Here is a 17,763-nt window from a genome sequence, read left to right as displayed (position 1 = left end):
GGATCAGGGAGTTTTCTTTTAGATGTTTACCGTTTGCAAGTCCGTAAGCAAGTTGGCCAAAACCACGATCGCCCTGACCACCGCCGTTTTTCTGGCCGCATGTGAAACCACTGGCGTCGGCGGAGGCCCCTCGATCAACACCTCGGAACCGGTGCCCGTTGCGCTTCTGGTTCCGCGCGGATCAGGCCAGTCCGGCGACGCGGCGCTGGCGCAAAGCCTTGAAAATGCAGCACGTCTGGCGATGTCGGACCTGCCGAACGTCCAGATTGACCTGCGTGTCTATGATACGGCGGGTAATGCTGGCACGGCCTCAGGCGTGGCGCAACAGGCTGTGGCTGACGGTGCCAAGATCATCATCGGACCGGTCTATGCACAGGCGGCCAACGCGGCCGGCCTTGCGGTGCTGAACAACAACGTGAACGTCCTGTCCTTCTCGAACAACACCAGCATCGCGGGTGGAAATGTCTTTGTGCTGGGGCCGACATTCCAGAACACGGCCAATCGACTGGCCAATTATGGCGGAAGACAGGGCAAGACCGGAGCAATCATCGTACACAGCAATGACGCAGCCGGAGAGGCCGGCCGCTCGGCCATTGCCAATGCGCTGGCCAGCAGCAGCATGAACAACGCTGGCAGCGTCGGTTACGACCGGTCGCAGCAGGGCGTGATCAACGCGGTGCCCAACATCAAGTCCGCCATGGATTCGACGGGGGCGGACTCGGTCTTCCTGACTGCAACCACCGCAGGCGCGCTGCCCTTGTTCTCGCAATTGTTGCCCGAAGCGGGGGTTTCGCCATCGACCTCCCAGTATATCGGTCTGACACGGTGGGACATTCCGGCCCAAACGCTGGAACTGCCCGGCGTTCAGGGCGGTTGGTTTGCCCTGCCTGATCCCGCAAAAGCGCAGGCCTATCGTCAGCGCTACAATGCGACCTATGGCGAAGCACCTCATCCGATCAGCGGATTGGCCTATGATGGGATCGCCGCGATCGGGGCGCTTGTCAGCCAAGGCAAATCGAACGCTCTGACCGGGGCTGCGCTGACGCAGAGCGCCGGTTTCCAGGGTGTTGGCGGCATCTTCCGCCTGCGCTCGGACGGTACCAATGAACGCGGTCTGGCGGTTGCCACGATCCAGAATAAACAGGTGGTTGTGATTGACCCTGCCCCGCAAAGCTTCTCAGGGGCCGGTTTCTGACCAGCCTCACCTGACTGCAGTGCCTGAAAACTCACTTATCTGCCCGCCAGAGGATATTTTCGACGGCGCCCGCGTTGACGCTCAGCTTGCTGCAGCGTTCGAGGCAGGCACTGACAACTCCACGCTGCGTGCTGAAACGGTGCGCATTCTGCGTGAGGCGCAAAAGGCCGGGCGCGCCGCCATCGCCGAGGCGTTTGCCGCCCGCCCATTCGACGCGCGCCCTCTGACCCGGTCCTATACTTACCTCACGGATTGTCTGGTCGGCACTGCGATGCGCGTCGCCAGCGAGCATCTGCACCCTCTGGCCACCCCGACACAGGGGGAACGCATCGCTGTTCTGGCGGTCGGCGGCTATGGGCGCGGTGAGATGGCACCCGCCTCGGATGTCGATCTGCTGTTTCTGACGCCCTATAAGATCACCGCCTGGGCCGAGAGCGTGATTGAATCCATGCTCTATATCCTATGGGATCTGCGCCTGAAGGTCGGCCATTCCTCGCGCACGATCAAGGATTGCCTGCGTCTCGGGACCGAAGACTTCACCATCCGGACCGCGATGCTGGAACAGCGCTATTTGGCAGGAGACACGCGTTTGGCCTGGGAGCTGGACCAACGCCTCAAGGCCGATCTGTTCAAGGGGACTGAGCGAGAGTTCATCGAGGCCAAGCTTCAGGAACGCGACGAACGCCATCTGAAACAGGGTCAACGCTACGTGGTCGAACCCAATGTGAAAGAGGGCAAAGGCGGGCTGCGCGATCTGCAATCGCTCTACTGGATCGCGAAATACATCTATGGTGTGCAAGACGTGGCCGAGCTGGTCCCGCTGGGCCTGTTCACACCCGATGAATTCAAGACCTTTGCCGAGGCCGAGAATTTCCTCTGGGCCGTACGCTCGCACCTGCATCTGGTGACGGGGCGCCCGACCGAGCAGCTGACCTTCGACATGCAGGTCGAGGTCGCGGCGCGCATGGGCTATGAAGACCGGGCCGGGCGGCGAGCCGTCGAAGTGTTCATGCAGCGGTATTTCCGCCATGCCACCAGCGTAGGGGAATTGACACGGATCTTCCTGACCAAGCTGGAAGCCCTGCACATGAAAGGCGCTCCGCTGCTGGAGCGGATTTTCCGCCGCCGCCCTCGGGTCAAACCCGGGTACAGCATGGTTCATGGTCGTCTGGACATTGCCGATCCGGATACATTCCTGACCGACAAGCTGAACATGTTGCGCCTGTTCGAGGAAGGCCTGCGCACAGGCATGCTGATCCATCCGGATGCTATGCGGCTGGTCACGGCCAATCTGCACCTGATCGACGAAGATATGCGCAACGACAAGGAAGCCCAGCGAATCTTCCTCGACCTGATGCTGAAACATGGCAACCCGGAACGCGCCCTGCGCCGGATGAACGAACTTGGGGTGCTATCAGCCTTCATACCCGAGTTCGAACCCATCGTAGCGATGATGCAGTTCAATATGTATCACAGCTACACGGTGGACGAGCATATCATCCAGTGCATCGTCAACCTCGCCCAGATCGAACGCGGAGAGCTTGTTGAATCGCTGCCGCTGGCGTCCTCGATCCTTGAAGGGGGCGTGAACCGCAAAGTCCTCTATGTTGCGCTGCTGTTGCACGATATCGCCAAGGGCCGGCCTGAAGATCACTCGATCCTCGGAGCACAAATCGCGCGGAAAGTGGCACCCAGGCTGGGGCTGAACAAATCCGACGCCGAAACCGTCGAATGGCTCGTGCGCTATCACCTGCTGATGTCGGACATGGCGCAGAAACGCGATATCTCGGACCCTCGGACCGTACGGGATTTTGCCAAGGCTGTGCAAACGGTCAAACGGCTGGATCTGCTGACCGTGCTGACCGTCTGTGACATTCGCGGTGTCGGGCCCAATACGTGGAACAACTGGAAAGCAACGTTGCTGCGCGCGCTGCATGCGGAAACCAAACGTGCCTTGGAAACCGGCATGGAGGATCTGAACCGTGCCAATCGCGGGGCCGAGGCCAAGAAACTTCTGCGCGCAGAACTGGCCGAATGGTCCAAGGCCGATCTGAAGACGGAAACCGGGCGGCACTATGCTCCGTACTGGCAGGGCCTGAACGTCTCGACCCATGTGGAATTTGCCGAGATGCTACGGGCGCTGGAACACAGCGGCGATCCCGGCGCGATGGAAATCCGCCTGCACCCGGACGAGGATCGAGACGCCACCCGCGCCTGCTTTGCCATGGGTGATCACCCCGGTATCTTTGCGCGGATCGCCGGGGCCTTGGCCTTGGTCGGTGCTAACGTCGTGGATGCCCGCAGCTACACGACCAAGGATGGCTATGTAACGGATGCGTTCTGGATACAGGATGCCGAAGGTCACCCGTTCGAAGCCAGCCGTCTGCCGCGTCTGACCCAGATGATTCACAAAACGCTGAAAGGCGAGGTCGTGGCCCGCGACGCGCTGAAATCGCGCGACAAGATCAAGAAACGCGAACGCGCTTTCAACGTGCCGACCCATATCACCTTCGACAATGACGGGTCCGAGATCTACACGATCATCGAGGTCGATACCCGCGACCGCCCCGGCTTGCTTTATGACCTGACGCGCACGCTGGCAGCGGCCAATGTCTATATCGCCAACGCCGTGATCGCGACCTATGGCGAGCAGGTGGTGGATACATTCTACGTCAAGGACATGTTCGGACTGAAATACCACTCGGAAAGCAAACAGCGCGGGCTTGAGACCAAACTGCGCAAAGCCATAACCGAGGGCGCCGAGCGAGCGGCGTCATGAAGCAGATCCGGCTGTTTTCCGGCTTCTTCACAGTCGGCTTCTGGACACTGGCCAGTCGCATTCTGGGCTTTCTGCGTGAAATCCTGCTGACCGCGTTCATCGGCCCCGGCCCGGTGATGGACGCCTTCGTCGCGGCTTTCCGTCTGCCCAACATGTTCCGCCGCTTCTTTGCCGAAGGCGCATTCAACGCAGCTTTCGTGCCGATGTTTTCCAAGCGGCTAGAAGGCGGAGAGAACGCGCAAGGGTTCGCGCAAGACGCCTTCAACCTTTTGGTCGCCGCGGTATTGGCCCTGGTCGGGCTGGCAATGGTCTTCATGCCGGGCCTCGTCTGGCTGACGGCCGAAGGGTTTTACGGCGATGAACGCTTTGATCTGGCCGTCGACTATGGCTATGTCGTCTTCCCCTACATTCTTTTCATGTCACTGGCGGCGCTGTTTTCGGGCGTTCTGAACGCGACCGGGCGGTTTGCTGCCGCCGCCGCAGCGCCGGTTCTTCTAAACATCTTCGCCTGCACCGCCCTGATCGCTGGCGCGATATCCGGAGGCGAGGTCATTCGCTGGCTCATCGCCGTGATCCCTTTGGCAGGTGTGGCGCAGTTGGCGTTGGTCTGGTTTGCCACCGAACGCGCCGGTATCCGCATACGTTTTGGGTTGCCGCGTCTGACGCCCGAGATGCGGAATATGGTCCGCATCGCCGTACCCGCCGCCTTGGCCATGGGGGTGACGCAGGTCAATCTGGTCGTAGGGCAACTCGTGGCCTCAAAGACCGAGAAAGCTGTCAGCTGGTTATTTGCTGCAGATCGTCTGTATCAGCTGCCTCTGGGCGTCGTTGGGATTGCCATCGGAATCGTGCTGCTGCCCGACCTGTCTCGCCGCTTGCGCGCGGATGACAAAGCAGGCGCGCGCAATGCGTTTTCGCGGGCCGGAGAGTTCATGTTGCTGCTCACCCTGCCCTCGACCGTAGCCTTCCTGATCATCCCGAACCCGCTGGTGTCAGTCCTGTTTCAGCGGGGCCAGTTCACCGCCGAGGATACAGCCGCAACAGCCCTGGCCGTTGCAATCTATGGCATCGGCCTGCCCGCATTCATGCTACAGAAGCTGCTGCAACCGCTGTATTTCGCGCGCGAGAACACGCGGTCTCCGTTCCACTATGCTTTGGTGGCAATGATCGTCAACGCGGCGCTTGCCTTCGGTCTTTACCCGATTTTCGGATGGATTGCCCCTGCCATCGCAGCCTCTGCCGCTGGCTGGGCCATGGTTGGCTTACTGGCCTTCGGCGCGCGGAATATGGGCGATGAGACTCGGTTCGACGACCGCTTCCGGCGGCGCGCGGGGCGGATCATCTTGGCATCTGTCGGGATGGGCGCGGTGTTGTTTGCCGCCATTCAACTGTTCGGCTGGACGCTTGATGTGCCCGGGTGGCGCTATCTGGCTCTGCTTGCGCTGATCATGGTTGCAGCGGTCAGCTACTTCGCATTTGGCCACCTGTTGGGGGCATTTAGACTGTCCGAGTTCAAAACGGCCCTGCGCCGGTCATGATTAATCACGCCGGATGCGGCCCTTGATCCGCGCCCAACCACCCGGCGCCAAAAAGAAGGACAGGCCGAACCCGGTGGCAAAACCGCCCAGATCGGCCACCCAATCGGATGTGCCGCCAAAGATCAGGCCAAACAGCAGCTGAATGCCCATCAGCACCGCAATCAACTGAAATGCCCGCGCCTGATTGGCCCCAACCAAAGAAAGTTTGCGCCACAGCAACCAAGTAAATGCCCCGATCAACCCGTAGACCGGTGGGAACCCTCCGAGCAGCGGATAAGACGGGTCCAGAAACAGCGCATAGGCGAGCGCGCCACCAACACCCGACAGAACGAAGATCAGCAGCATCGGAAAGCCGCCAAAGACCTCACCCACCATCTTGCCCATTGCCAGCACGAACACGCAGACAAAAACCGCCTGCGTAAAACTGCCCGAAACGAACGGATAGGTCACAAAGCGGATAACATGCTCGAACGGCCAGCGCCCGTTCTGGACCATCCAATCGAAGATATCGGCCGAGAACGCGTAGCTCTGCAGCGCATCCAGCCGCCATCCGACCGCGCCGGGCCCTCCGACCAGACCCCGGGCGCCCAGCGTAAACGCCAGTTCGATCCCCATGATGAACAGAACCAAGGCCACCACGACAGGCGGCAGAGGGTTCACGGCGGGTGTATAATGCTCACTGCTCATTGGGCTGGCCTTTCGCGGCTGTTGACGTCCCTTGGCCTCATGGGTAAGCGACGAGGGCTGATTTTTCCAGACGGGAGTTCCCTTCGATGACCCAGACCCAATTCACGCCGCGCGTGTTTTCCGGCATCCAGCCTTCGGGCGGGCTGACCTTGGGCAACTATCTGGGCGCGATGAAGCGCTTTGTGGATATGCAGGGGCCAGAGTTCGAAACCATCTATTGCATGGTCGACCTGCATGCGATCACCGTCTGGCAGGACCCCGCCGCCTTGTCGCACAACACGCGCGAACTGTGCGCGGGCTATATCGCGGCGGGCATCGACCCGGAACAATCCATCCTGTTCAACCAAAGCCAGGTGCCCGAACATGCGCAACTGGCGTGGATCTTCAACTGCGTGGCCCGTATGGGCTGGATGCAGCGCATGACCCAATGGAAGGACAAGGCGGGCAAGAACACGCAAAACGCCTCGCTGGGCCTGTTTGCCTATCCGGCGCTGATGGCCGCGGACATTCTGATCTATCACGCGACCCATGTTCCTGTGGGTGAGGACCAGAAACAGCATCTTGAGCTGACGCGCGACATCGCGATCAAATTCAACAACGATTTCGGCGTCGACTTCTTCCCGGTCACCGAACCCGTGATCGAAGGGGCGGCCACACGGGTCATGAGCCTTCGTGACGGCTCCAAGAAGATGTCCAAGTCTGATCCGTCAGACATGAGCCGCATAAACATGACCGACGATGCCGACACGATCGCCAAGAAAATCCGCAAGGCCAAAACCGACCCGGATGCCGTGCCCTCAGAAGTCGACGGTTTGGAAGATCGCCCTGAGGCGCGCAATCTGGTCAATATCTACGCCGCGCTCAGCGACAGCTCGGCCGCGCAGGTGCTGGCCGATGTTGGCGGCAAGCAGTTCGGTGAGTTCAAACCGATGCTCGCGGAATTGGCGGTCGAAAAGCTGTCTCCGATCTCGTCCGAGATGGCCCGCCTGATGGGCGAGCAGTCCGAGATTGACCAGATCCTTGCCCGTGGTGCGGAAAAGGCGCGCGCGATTGCTGCCCCGATCCTGAAACAAACCTACGAGATTGTGGGCATGGTCGGCGCTGCATCGCGCTGATTGCACTGGACCTTCGCCTGACGCCCTCCTAGGTTTGCCGAAAGCTGAGGGAGGGCGCTATGGCAGTCGGCAAGAATATCCGCACCTATTTCGAAGGCCAATGGCATGAAGGGGACGCACCGATCATGCGGGCGGCGGATCATGGATCGTGGCTTGGGTCCTCAGTCTTTGATGGCGCGCGCTACTTTGACGGCATGGCCCCTGACCTGCTGGCCCATTGCGCCCGGGTGAACCGCTCCGCCGAGGCGCTGATGCTGACCCCGACTGTAACGCCGGAACAGATGGTCGATCTGGTGCGCGAGGGGCTGCAATCCTATGGCCCGGATCAGGCTGTCTATATTCGCCCGATGTATTGGGGCATCCACGGAGACGTCACGGCCATCGTGCCCCAGAAAGACATTACCGGTTTCGCCATCTGTCTCGAAGAGATCCCAATGGCGCCCGAAACGGCCTCGGTAACGTTGACGACCACCCGGTTCCGCCGTCCGGTACTGGAATCCGCCGTGGTGAATGCCAAGGCCGGGTGTCTCTACCCGAACAACGCCCGGATGCTGACTGAGGCGCGCTCCAAAGGGTTCTCGAACGCGCTGGTCGCCGACGCGATGGGCAATGTGGCCGAGACCGCCACGGCCAATATCTTCATGGCCAAAGACGGTGAGGTCTTTACCCCCATGCCCAACGGCACCTTTCTGGCCGGGATCACGCGCGCACGGCACATCAAGAACCTGCGCGCCGATGGTTTTAATGTACATGAGTCAGTCCTCAGCTTTGATGATTTCCATGCGGCGGATGAGGTGTTCATGTCCGGCAACATGAACAAGGTGACGCCCGTGACCGCTCTGGACGACACGCAATATCAGGTTGGCCCTATCGCCCGTCGCGCCCGCGCGCTCTACTGGGATTGGGCAGCAAGCGAGCGCTAGGGATTTACCCGAGTTGCCAGCACGCTATCGGTCGGGCATGATCCCAGAAAATCAAGAGGACCCAAATGCGCAAGTTTCTCGTCATTCTGGATGACAGCCGCGAATGCCTGAACGCCATGCGTTTTGCCGCGATGCGGGCCGCGCATACCGGCGGCGGCGTGACAATCCTGTCGGTGATCCCGCCGGATGAATTCAATCACTGGATCGGTGTGGCCGAAACCATGCGCGAAGAGGCCCGCGAACGCATCCACGCCCATTTCGAAGTCTTCGCCAAATGGATGCGCGACAAGCAAAGCGTTGAGCCTGAATTGGCCATTCGCGAAGGCGATCCGGTTGCACAGATCATCGAACACGTGCAGTCCGACCCGGAGATTGGGGTCCTGGTTCTGGGCGCCGGCACCGACAAGAAAGGGCCGGGTCCGCTGGTGACTCAGCTGACCAAGAACTCGGGCAGCATGCCGATCCCGATCACCATCGTGCCAGGTGATCTGAGCAAGGAAAAACTGGAAGAGATTACCTGAGGCACCATGGCAGCACCCGTTCAGTTCTGGTTCGAGTTCGCCTCAACCTATTCTTATCTCAGCGCGATGCGGATCGAGCAACTGGCCGCTGAAAAGGGGGTGCCCATAGATTGGCAGCCCTTTCTTTTGGGGCCCATCTTTGCCGAACAGGGCTGGAACACGTCTCCATTCACGATCTACCCCGCCAAGGGCCGCTACATGTGGCGCGATATGGAGCGTTTATGCGCCGCGCGCGCGCTGCCGTTTCAGCGCCCCGATCCGTTTCCGCAGAATTCCCTGACCGCTGCGCGTTTGGCAGTGGCCATCACGTCCCAAGACCAGCGGGCCGCGTTTACCCGTGCCGTCTACATGGCCGAGTTCGGCGAAGGCCGCGATATCTCGGCCGCATCGACACTGACCGATTGCCTTGCAGCCGCAGGTCTGCCCGCCGCTTTCATAGAGAGCGCACAAGACCCAAAGGTAAAAGCGGCGCTCTTTGCTCAATCCAGCCACGCCAAAGAACTCGACTTGTTCGGCGCACCCAGTTTTGTCGTCGGGGATGAGGTTTTCTGGGGTGATGACCGGTTGGTTGACGCGATAAACCACGCTCTCGCAATTTAGAACGGTTCCAAATCTTGACTTCCACGGCGGCTGCCCGCATATCAGAAGCAACGAAAACGGAGCTGCCTCATGTTCATTCAGACCGAATCCACCCCGAACCCGGCAACCTTGAAGTTCCTGCCCGGCCAGACGGTGCTTGAGGCAGGCACAGCCGACTTCCCATCCGCAGAAGCCGCCGAAAAATCGCCGCTTGCCCAGCGCATCTTTGCGGTCAGCGGCGTGACCGGCGTGTTCTTTGGCAATGACTTTGTCACCGTGACCAAAGCGGATGACGTCGATTGGGACCATATCAAGCCAAGCATCCTCGGCGCGGTGATGGAGCATTACCAATCCGGCCAGCCCGTCATGGGGGCCGAAGCGGCACCCGCATCCGGCCATGCCGAACATACCGGCGAGGATTCGGAAATCGTCGATCAGATCAAGGACCTGCTGGACAGCCGTGTGCGCCCAGCGGTGGCTCAGGACGGTGGCGACATCACCTTCCACGGCTTTGACCGCGGCGTGGTCTACCTGCATATGCAAGGGGCCTGCGCGGGCTGCCCGTCCTCGACCCTGACCCTGAAAATGGGGATCGAGAACCTGCTGCGCCACTACATCCCCGAAGTGACCGAGGTTCGCCCCGTTGCCGTCTGAACCGACCCTTCTGGCATTTGACACATCGGCCGCGCATTGCGCGGCCGCTTTGTTGCGTGGCTCTGAAATTGTTGTCACGCGGGCCGAGGCCATGTCACGTGGGCAGGCCGAACGCCTGCTGCCGCTGCTGGAGGAGGTTCTGTCTGAGGCCGGTCTTGGCTGGAAAGACCTGGACGCCATCGGTGTTGGCATCGGCCCAGGAAACTTCACCGGCATTCGAATCTCGGTTTCAGCGGCGCGTGGGCTTGCATTGGGTCTGAACATCCCGGCCGTCGGCGTGTCAGGTTTTGATGCCTTGACCGAGAACGTGCCCGACGGTCACCTACCCGCGATCTCGGCCCCGCGCGATCAGGTCTATGTACAGACCTCAGAAGGCCCACGCCTGATGCTTCGGGCCGAGGCCGAGGGGCTTGGCCCCCTCTTCACTGCCACGGACCCAAACGCGCATGTTCAGGCCATCGCCCATGTCGCGGCGCGCAGGTTCGGCACGGAAACGGAACCACCCGCACCGCTCTACATTCGTCCCGCGGATGCGGCGCCTTCTCGCGACCTCCCTCCTGTGCTGCTGGACGAATGACCCCGAACGACATGGCCCTGACCCACGCTGCGGCCTTCACACAGGCGCGCCCGTGGACGGCTGCCGAGTTCGAAGACCTGCTGCAAAACCGCTTCACCCATGTTGTCGGAGACCCCAAGTCCTTTGCCCTGTTTAAGGTCATCGCGGACGAGGCCGAGTTGCTGACCATCGCGACTCACCCCCTGTATCAGCGTCAGGGTTTGGCTGCAGCCAGCATGAAAAACTGGCATGCGGTTGCCGCTGATCTGGGCGCGGCGCGCGCGATTCTTGACGTGGCGGCAGACAATGGGGCCGCTATCGCGCTCTATGAACGCTTCGGATACAGCCCATGCGGGCGGCGAAAAGCCTATTATACACGCGATTCCGTCTCAAATTGCGATGCAATTGTGATGGAACGCGCCCTGCCTTGAATAAAGTCGCCATTTTTTAGACCAAGTGGTCAAAAATCAGTTGACCCTGCCTGTTGCATACGGCCTTAATTCCCGTCATCACAACGGTTATGCTCGCTATAGGTGGGTAAACGAGGCTAGTTTAACCTCGAACCGACAAAAACAACGGGAGTACCAAATGACCCTGATGAAATCCTTGATGGGCGCTGCCGCCGCCGTCGCTCTGACCGCGGGTGCCGCACTGGCCGAACCGGCTCTGATCTTTGACCTGGGTGGCAAGTTCGACAAGTCGTTCAACGAAGCCGCACATAACGGCGCACAGCGTTGGGCCAACGAAACCGGCGGCACCTATCGCGAGATTGAGCTTCAGTCCGAAGCACAGCGTGAACAGGCCCTGCGCCGTTTCGCCGAAGCTGGCGCGAACCCGGTGATCACCATGGGCTTTGCCATGGCCGATCCTCTGTCCGCCGTTGCCGGCGACTATCCTGACACCAAGTTCGTTGCGGTTGACGTCACCTGGCTGGACGCCCCGAACATCCGTCAGATCGGCTTTGCCGAGCATGAAGGCTCGTACCTCGTTGGTATGATGGCTGCGATGGCGTCGGAATCGGGCACTGTCGGCTTCATCGGCGGCATGGATATTCCGCTGATCCGCCACTTTGGTTGCGGCTATGCGCAAGGCGCCAAGGCTGTGAACCCTGACATCAACGTTGTTGCCAACATGACTGGCACCACCCCAGCCGCATGGAACGACCCGGTTAAAGGGTCCGAGCTGACCAAAGCGCAGATCAGCCAGGGCGCTGACGTGATTTATGCAGCCGCGGGCGGCACCGGTGTTGGTGTTCTGCAGACCGCGGCGGATGAAGGCATCCTGTCGATCGGTGTGGACAGCAACCAGAACCACCTGCACCCGGGCAAGGTTCTGACCTCGATGCTCAAGCGCGTGGACGTGGCCGTCTATGACGCGATGAAAGCGGGTGAAAACCTCGAAACCGGCGTGTTCGCCATGGGCCTGGCCGAGGACGGCGTTGGTGTTGCCATGGACGAGAACAACAAAGAACTTGTCTCGGTTCGTATGAACGACGCCGTGGACGAAGCACGCAAAGCGATCATCAACGGCGACATCTCCGTTGTCAGCTACTACGAGAACGACAGCTGCCCGGCGCTGCAGTTCTGATATCGCACGGGGCGGGGGGTGACCTCCGCCTCGGTCCCACTCTGCCGCGAACCGCGCGGCCCTTCGGCAACCCAAGGACAAGACATGACAGTCCCCGCCATTGAGCTCAAAGGGATTTCCAAAGCCTTTGGGCCGGTTCAGGCCAATAAAGACATTTCCATCAGCGTCGCCCCCGGCACGATCCATGGGATCATCGGTGAAAACGGTGCGGGCAAATCCACGCTGATGAGCATTCTCTACGGCTTCTACAAAGCCGATAAAGGTGAGATTTGGATCAACGGCACCAAGACCGACATTCCAGACAGTCAGGCGGCCATCGCCTCGGGTATCGGGATGGTGTTCCAGCACTTCAAGCTGGTCGAAAACTTCACCGTTCTGGAAAACATTGTTCTGGGCGCCGAGGATGGCGGGCTGCTGGCCCCGTCTCTGGCCAAGGCCCGGAAAGAGCTGAAAGCGCTGGAAGAAGAATACGAGTTGTTCGTCGACCCTGACAAGCGCATCGATGAAATCGGCGTGGGCATGCAGCAACGGGTCGAGATCCTCAAGGCGCTGTATCGCAAGGCCGAGATCCTGATCCTTGATGAGCCCACCGGGGTTCTGACCCCGGCCGAGGCAGACCAGCTGTTCCGCATCCTCGATCGCCTTCGGGCCGAAGGGAAGACGATCATCGTGATCACGCATAAGCTGCGCGAGATCATGGAGAACACCGATACCGTTTCAGTCATGCGGCGCGGAGAGATGACGGCAACGGTCAAAACGTCCGAGACCAGCCCTGAGCATCTGGCCGAGCTGATGGTGGGCCGCAAGGTCCTGCTACAGGTCGACAAGGTGCCCGCGCAGCCCGGGAAACCCATTCTTGAGGTCCAAGACCTGCGCGTGTTCGATGCGGCAGGTGTTGAACGCGTTAAAGGCATCGACCTGACCGTCCGTGCCGGTGAGATCGTCGGCATTGCGGGCGTCGCAGGCAATGGGCAGTCGGAACTGCTGGAAGTTCTGGGCGGGATGCGCCCCGGTCAGGGGTCGATCAAGCTGAATGGTACACCGCTTCCCCTCAGCGGGGCTGGATCCGACGGTCAGGCGCGTCGCGCGCAGCACATCGCGCATGTACCCGAGGACCGTCAGCGCGAAGGTCTGATCATGGATTTCCATGCCTGGGAAAACGTCGCCTTCGGCTATCATCGCGACCCGGCCTACAAGCGCGGCCTGTTCATGGACAACGCCGCCCTGCGCGCGGACACTGAAGCCAAGATCGAGAAATTCGATGTGCGTCCCCCGAACGGCTGGCTGACCGCCAAAAGCTTTTCCGGAGGCAACCAGCAGAAAATCGTCGTCGCGCGCGAGATTGAGCGGAACCCAGACCTGTTGCTGGTTGGCCAACCGACCCGCGGCGTCGACATTGGCGCGATCGAATTCATTCACAAACAGATCGTAGCCCTGCGCGACCAAGGCAAAGCGATCCTGCTGGTCTCGGTCGAGCTGGAGGAGATTTTCTCGCTCTCGGACCGGATCGCCGTGATGTTTGACGGACATATCATGGGTGAACGTCTACCCCATGAGACAGATGAAAAAGAACTGGGCCTGCTGATGGCCGGTGTTGCGGGAGAGGCCGCGTAAGATGGAAAAAATGCCCAAATGGGCCGACGTCGTGCTGATCCCCATCATCAGCCTGGTGTTGGCCACGATCCTGTCGGCGTTGGTGATCCTCGCCATCGGAGAGAACCCGATTGAGGCCGTGAACCTAATGGTCACAGGCGCGCTTGGGTCGACCTATGGCTGGGGCTATACGCTCTACTACGCGACCAACTTCATGTTCACCGGGCTTGCGGTGGCCGTAGCCTTTCACGCGCGGCTGTTTAACATCGGTGGCGAAGGTCAGGCGATGCTGGGTGGTCTTGGCGTTGCCATGGTGTGTCTCTACATCCCTTGGCCGCATTGGAGCATCGCTCTGATCGCTGCAGGACTGGGGGCCGCTGTATTTGGCGCAGCATGGGCCGCAATCCCGGCTTACCTGCAGGCCAAACGTGGCAGCCACATCGTGATCACCACGATCATGTTCAACTTTATCGCGGCTGCCTTCCTGAACTACATGCTGGTCAATGTCATGCGCCCGCAAGGCTCGCAGGACCCGGCAACAGCGCGCTTCCCCGAGGCGGTACACCTGCCGACCTTCCAATCCATGTTCTCAACCGCCGAAAACGTGATGTTCCGCGGCGCACCTGCCAATATTTCGTTCTTCGTGGCGATCATCGCCTGTTTCGTGGTCTGGGCGCTGATCTGGCGCACTCGGTTAGGCTATGAAATTCGGGCCTATGGTCATTCGGAGACCGGTGCCGTCTATGCGGGAATCTCGCCGGTTCGCATCACTATCATCGCCATGCTGATCTCGGGCGGGTTGGCAGGTCTGATGGCGATCAACAACGTGATGGGTGAGGCAGAGCGACTGGTTCTGAACTCGACCGAAGGCGCGGGTTTCATCGGGATCGCCGTGGCGTTGATGGGCCGTTCGCACCCGTTCGGCGTGTTCCTCGCGGCGCTTCTGTTCGGCTTCCTGTATCAAGGCGGTGCAGAGCTGGCCTTGTGGACATCCATCCCGCGCGAATTGATCGTCGTCATTCAGGCGCTGGTGATCCTGTTTACCGGAGCGTTGGACAACATGGTGCGGATGCCGCTTGAAAAGCTGTTCCTTGCCCTGCGGAAGGAGCCTCAGTGATGGATTCGTTCGTAACACTGATCCAGGTCCTTGATTCCACCGTCCGTCTGGCGACGCCTTTGCTGCTGGCCTGTCTTGCCGGCCTCTATTCCGAACGCGCCGGGATTTTCGACATCGGGCTTGAAGGCAAAATGCTGATCTCGGCCTTCTTCTCGGCCGCTGTTGCTGCAGTGACCGGCTCGGTCTGGTTGGGATTGCTCGCGGGGATTGCGTCGTCTTTGGTTTTGTCGGCACTACACGGCGTGGCGTCGATCACGTTCCGGGGCAATCAGCTGATCTCTGGCGTGGCGATCAACTTCCTAGCCTCTGGCCTGACGGTTTTGATTGCTCAAAGCTGGTTCCAACAAGGCGGGCGCACCCCGTCGCTGTTCGGGCAAGGCCGGTTTGAACCGATCAACTTCCCCTTCGCCGAAACGCTAAGTGAGGTGCCCTTCATCGGCCCGATCTATTCCGAACTGCTGTCCGGCCATTCGATCCTCGTCTATATCGCCTTCTTGATGGTGCCTGCGACGTGGTGGATCCTTTATCGCACCCGGTTCGGGTTGCGGTTGCGCGCTGTGGGTGAAAACCCGGCTGCCGTGGACACAGCCGGTGTCTCGGTCGTCGGCCTGCGCTTTGCGGCTGTCGCCATCTGCGGCGTACTCTGCGGTATCGCCGGAGCCTATCTTGCAACTGCGCTGCAGGCCGGGTTCGTCAAGGAAATGACCGCCGGTCGCGGGTTCATTGCACTGGCGGCGCTGATCTTTGCGAAATGGCGTCCCTGGCACGCGATGTGGGCCTGTTTGCTGTTTGGCCTGCTACAGGCCATCGCGCTGCGATTCCAGAATATCGACTTGGGCGGCATCGTGATCCCTGTGCAGGTGATGGACGCCCTGCCCTATATCCTGACCGTGGTGATTCTCGCGGGCTTCGTCGGCAAGGCGGTTCCGCCCCGCGCTGGTGGCGAGCCTTACGTGAAAGAACGCTGATAAGTCCAGTTCAGGGCCAATTCTGGGTCCTGTTCGCTGCAGAGCGGCATGCAGAGTTGATTTTGCATGCCGCAACCGCTCTAAGAGGGTATGTGCGTGTTTCCTCTGATAGAAAAGAGTGCAAACCTCCCCTCGTATTTGCCAAAGGCGGGTGGTAGGCCTGTGACCGCAGCGCCCGATATTCAGGCTGCACGCATTTCCGATGCCGGCGGGTTCACCGCTTTGCACAGCCGAACTCAATACGACTAGAGCATGCCATGCAAATTTACCTTCCGATTGCCGAAGTCTCCGTAAACGCCTTTCTACTGCTAGGGCTTGGAGGCATGGTCGGCATTCTGTCGGGCATGTTCGGGGTCGGCGGCGGGTTCCTTATGACGCCGCTTCTGTTCTTTATCGGCATCCCTCCGGCAGTTGCCGTCGCGACCGAAGCCAACCAGATCGTCGCCTCGTCCTTCTCGGGCGTTCTGGCTCATTTCAGGCGAAGGACGGTCGATTTCAGGATGGGCACGGTGCTTTTGATCGGCGGCCTCATCGGGGCCGCGCTTGGCGTTGTCGTGTTCAACTACCTCAAGAGCTTGGGCCAGGTCGATCTGCTGGTGACGCTGTGCTACGTCGTCTTCCTTGGCGTGATCGGCAGCCTGATGTTCATCGAAAGCCTGCGCGCCTTGCGCAAGGCCAAGAAAGGCGGGGCGGCACCTGCCAAGCGTCGTCAGCGCGGCTGGGTCCATGCGATGCCCTTCAAGATGCGCTTTCGCACCTCGGGCCTGTATATCTCGGTCATCCCTCCGGTTCTGGTGGGCCTCTGCGTGGGGGTTCTGTCCGCGATCATGGGCGTCGGCGGCGGCTTTATCATGGTGCCCGCGATGATCTACCTGCTGGGCATGCCCACCAAGGTTGTAGTCGGGACATCCCTGTTCCAGATCATCTTCGTCACCGCCTTCACGACAATGCTGCACGCCACCACGAACTACACCGTGGACGTGGTTCTAGCTGTGCTTCTTCTGGTCGGCGGCGTTATTGGGGCTCAGATCGGAACCGTGATCGGCGCCCGGATGCCAGCCGAGCAATTGCGGGTTTTGCTGGCCGCGCTGGTGCTGGTCGTATGTGGCAAGCTGGCACTTGATCTGCTTCTGGAACCGTCCGAGCTGTATTCGCTTGGCGCCAGCGGGGGACACTGACTATGGTCCGCTCATTGATCGCCGCCCTGTGCCTGTTCTGCCTGCCCGCCGCTGCCGCGGAAGAGCAGGTGGTACTGGGCCTCAGCCAGGACCGGGTTGCCATTACTGCTACGTTCGACGGGTCCGAAATTCTGATCTTCGGGGCCATCAAGCGCGAAGCCCCGATCCCCGAAGGCCCTCCGCTTGAGGTGATCGTCACTGTTGCAGGCCCGTCCGAGCCTCTGACCGTGCGTCGTAAAGAGCGCAAGCTGGGAATCTGGGTGAACTCCGACAGCGTCGAGGTCGATCTGGCCCCCAGCTTCTACGCTGTTGCCACCAGCGGGCCATTCAAAGAAATCCTCACCAATACCGAGGATCTCCGCTATCGGGTTTCCATCGAGCGGGCCATCCGCTCGGTCGGGGCGGCCATGCATATCGAGGCCGCTCAGGACTTTGCCGATGCCGTGGTACGAATTCGCGAAAGCGAGAGCCTGTATTCGATCCGCGAAAACACGGTTGCGGTGGACGAACAGACCCTGTTCCGCACCTCCATCGACATGCCCGCCGACTTGACTGAAGGCGACTACGCCGCGCGTATTTTCCTGACACGGGGCGGCAATGTGGTGTCGCAATACGAAACCACGATCGACGTGCGCAAAGTGGGGCTGGAGCGGTTTCTCTACAACATGTCCCGCGAACAGCCCGTTTGGTACGGGCTGATGTCACTGGTCATCGCAATCACCGCTGGTTGGGGGGCCTCGACGGCTTTCCGTCTGCTCCGCGAAAAGTAGCCC

At 60.4% G+C, this 17,763-nt stretch carries 17 protein-coding genes; 16 read left to right on the top strand and 1 reads right to left on the bottom strand.

Annotated features, from left to right (window positions below):
• Positions 1-22 precede the first annotated feature (22 nt).
• Genes ACR0KL_RS12805 through murJ form a run of 3 tightly spaced genes read left to right on the top strand, consistent with a single transcriptional unit; the run spans position 23 to position 5,512 of the window.
• On the top strand, positions 23-1,195 hold the full coding sequence (locus ACR0KL_RS12805; RefSeq protein ID WP_170678787.1) for a penicillin-binding protein activator: 1,173 nt from the start codon (positions 23-25) through the stop codon (positions 1,193-1,195).
• Entirely contained in the window at positions 1,155-3,974 is a 2,820-nt protein-coding gene (locus ACR0KL_RS12800; RefSeq protein WP_170678785.1) for a [protein-PII] uridylyltransferase, read from the top strand. Before ACR0KL_RS12805 ends, ACR0KL_RS12800 begins: the two co-directional genes overlap by 41 nt.
• Positions 3,971-5,512, top strand: coding sequence for a murein biosynthesis integral membrane protein MurJ (murJ, locus tag ACR0KL_RS12795; RefSeq protein ID WP_480777112.1), 1,542 nt, complete (start codon positions 3,971-3,973; stop codon positions 5,510-5,512). The genes ACR0KL_RS12800 and murJ overlap by 4 nt, the downstream gene beginning before the upstream one ends.
• Here murJ and ACR0KL_RS12790 read toward each other — a convergent pair whose 3' ends face one another.
• Positions 5,513-6,199, bottom strand: a complete 687-nt coding sequence (locus ACR0KL_RS12790; protein ID WP_170553474.1) for a rhomboid family intramembrane serine protease — start codon at positions 6,197-6,199, stop codon at positions 5,513-5,515.
• 86 nt (positions 6,200-6,285) lie between these two features.
• Between ACR0KL_RS12790 and trpS the strand changes: the two genes are divergently transcribed.
• The 13 genes from trpS to ACR0KL_RS12725 all read left to right on the top strand — a co-directional run bounded on the left by trpS (position 6,286) and on the right by ACR0KL_RS12725 (position 17,760).
• Positions 6,286-7,314: a tryptophan--tRNA ligase gene (gene trpS, locus ACR0KL_RS12785; protein WP_480777111.1), complete on the top strand. Its 1,029-nt coding sequence runs from the start codon at positions 6,286-6,288 to the stop codon at positions 7,312-7,314.
• Between the two features lie 59 nt (positions 7,315-7,373).
• On the top strand, positions 7,374-8,237 hold the full coding sequence (locus ACR0KL_RS12780) for a branched-chain amino acid aminotransferase (protein WP_170678779.1): 864 nt from the start codon (positions 7,374-7,376) through the stop codon (positions 8,235-8,237).
• A 65-nt stretch (positions 8,238-8,302) separates the two neighbouring features.
• Positions 8,303-8,758 carry a universal stress protein gene (locus tag ACR0KL_RS12775; protein WP_170378913.1) on the top strand — a complete coding sequence of 152 codons (456 nt, stop codon included), beginning with the start codon at positions 8,303-8,305 and terminating at the stop codon, positions 8,756-8,758.
• A 6-nt stretch (positions 8,759-8,764) separates the two neighbouring features.
• Positions 8,765-9,358, top strand: coding sequence for a DsbA family protein (locus ACR0KL_RS12770; protein WP_480777110.1), 594 nt, complete (start codon positions 8,765-8,767; stop codon positions 9,356-9,358).
• A gap of 69 nt (positions 9,359-9,427) precedes the next feature.
• Positions 9,428-9,991, top strand: a complete 564-nt coding sequence (locus tag ACR0KL_RS12765) for a NifU family protein (RefSeq protein ID WP_170462695.1) — start codon at positions 9,428-9,430, stop codon at positions 9,989-9,991.
• The gene (gene tsaB / locus ACR0KL_RS12760; RefSeq protein WP_170661170.1) at positions 9,981-10,568 is read left to right on the top strand and encodes a tRNA (adenosine(37)-N6)-threonylcarbamoyltransferase complex dimerization subunit type 1 TsaB; all 588 of its coding nucleotides are present in this window, start codon (positions 9,981-9,983) and stop codon (positions 10,566-10,568) included. The genes ACR0KL_RS12765 and tsaB overlap by 11 nt, the downstream gene beginning before the upstream one ends.
• Complete coding sequence (locus ACR0KL_RS12755) at positions 10,565-10,978, top strand: GNAT family N-acetyltransferase (RefSeq protein ID WP_170661171.1); 414 nt, start codon at positions 10,565-10,567, stop codon at positions 10,976-10,978. Before tsaB ends, ACR0KL_RS12755 begins: the two co-directional genes overlap by 4 nt.
• 157 nt (positions 10,979-11,135) lie before the next feature.
• A complete protein-coding gene (locus tag ACR0KL_RS12750; RefSeq protein ID WP_170468883.1) occupies positions 11,136-12,134 on the top strand; it encodes a BMP family ABC transporter substrate-binding protein in 999 nt (332 codons plus the stop codon).
• 84 nt (positions 12,135-12,218) lie between these two features.
• On the top strand, positions 12,219-13,748 hold the full coding sequence (locus ACR0KL_RS12745) for an ABC transporter ATP-binding protein (RefSeq protein WP_170462691.1): 1,530 nt from the start codon (positions 12,219-12,221) through the stop codon (positions 13,746-13,748).
• A 1-nt stretch (position 13,749) separates the two neighbouring features.
• Complete coding sequence (locus tag ACR0KL_RS12740) at positions 13,750-14,844, top strand: ABC transporter permease (protein ID WP_170678775.1); 1,095 nt, start codon at positions 13,750-13,752, stop codon at positions 14,842-14,844.
• Positions 14,844-15,812 carry an ABC transporter permease gene (locus ACR0KL_RS12735; RefSeq protein ID WP_170678773.1) on the top strand — a complete coding sequence of 323 codons (969 nt, stop codon included), beginning with the start codon at positions 14,844-14,846 and terminating at the stop codon, positions 15,810-15,812. Before ACR0KL_RS12740 ends, ACR0KL_RS12735 begins: the two co-directional genes overlap by 1 nt.
• Before the next feature lie 257 nt (positions 15,813-16,069).
• A complete protein-coding gene (locus ACR0KL_RS12730) occupies positions 16,070-16,990 on the top strand; it encodes a sulfite exporter TauE/SafE family protein (RefSeq protein ID WP_170378929.1) in 921 nt (306 codons plus the stop codon).
• 2 nt (positions 16,991-16,992) lie between these two features.
• The gene (locus ACR0KL_RS12725) at positions 16,993-17,760 is read left to right on the top strand and encodes a TIGR02186 family protein (protein ID WP_480777109.1); all 768 of its coding nucleotides are present in this window, start codon (positions 16,993-16,995) and stop codon (positions 17,758-17,760) included.
• The last annotated feature ends 3 nt before the right edge of the window (positions 17,761-17,763 follow it).

It is taken from the genome of Ruegeria sp. C8, assembly GCF_056537565.1.
Note: the sequence above shows the minus strand (reverse complement) of the source record. Positions and strands in the feature narration are given on the sequence as shown.

Excerpts from the sequence above, each read along its gene's own strand:
- ACR0KL_RS12805 (WP_170678787.1), top strand. The coding sequence starts at position 23 with ATGTTTACCGTTTGCAAGTCCGTAAGCAAGTTGGCCAAAACCACGATC.
- murJ (WP_480777112.1), top strand. The coding sequence starts at position 3,971 with ATGAAGCAGATCCGGCTGTTTTCCGGCTTCTTCACAGTCGGCTTCTGG.
- ACR0KL_RS12790 (WP_170553474.1), bottom strand. The coding sequence starts at position 6,199 with ATGAGCAGTGAGCATTATACACCCGCCGTGAACCCTCTGCCGCCTGTC.
- trpS (WP_480777111.1), top strand. The coding sequence starts at position 6,286 with ATGACCCAGACCCAATTCACGCCGCGCGTGTTTTCCGGCATCCAGCCT.
- ACR0KL_RS12780 (WP_170678779.1), top strand. The coding sequence starts at position 7,374 with ATGGCAGTCGGCAAGAATATCCGCACCTATTTCGAAGGCCAATGGCAT.
- ACR0KL_RS12775 (WP_170378913.1), top strand. The coding sequence starts at position 8,303 with ATGCGCAAGTTTCTCGTCATTCTGGATGACAGCCGCGAATGCCTGAAC.
- ACR0KL_RS12770 (WP_480777110.1), top strand. The coding sequence starts at position 8,765 with ATGGCAGCACCCGTTCAGTTCTGGTTCGAGTTCGCCTCAACCTATTCT.
- ACR0KL_RS12765 (WP_170462695.1), top strand. The coding sequence starts at position 9,428 with ATGTTCATTCAGACCGAATCCACCCCGAACCCGGCAACCTTGAAGTTC.
- ACR0KL_RS12755 (WP_170661171.1), top strand. The coding sequence starts at position 10,565 with ATGACCCCGAACGACATGGCCCTGACCCACGCTGCGGCCTTCACACAG.
- ACR0KL_RS12750 (WP_170468883.1), top strand. The coding sequence starts at position 11,136 with ATGACCCTGATGAAATCCTTGATGGGCGCTGCCGCCGCCGTCGCTCTG.
- ACR0KL_RS12745 (WP_170462691.1), top strand. The coding sequence starts at position 12,219 with ATGACAGTCCCCGCCATTGAGCTCAAAGGGATTTCCAAAGCCTTTGGG.
- ACR0KL_RS12740 (WP_170678775.1), top strand. The coding sequence starts at position 13,750 with ATGGAAAAAATGCCCAAATGGGCCGACGTCGTGCTGATCCCCATCATC.
- ACR0KL_RS12735 (WP_170678773.1), top strand. The coding sequence starts at position 14,844 with ATGGATTCGTTCGTAACACTGATCCAGGTCCTTGATTCCACCGTCCGT.
- ACR0KL_RS12730 (WP_170378929.1), top strand. The coding sequence starts at position 16,070 with ATGCAAATTTACCTTCCGATTGCCGAAGTCTCCGTAAACGCCTTTCTA.
- ACR0KL_RS12725 (WP_480777109.1), top strand. The coding sequence starts at position 16,993 with ATGGTCCGCTCATTGATCGCCGCCCTGTGCCTGTTCTGCCTGCCCGCC.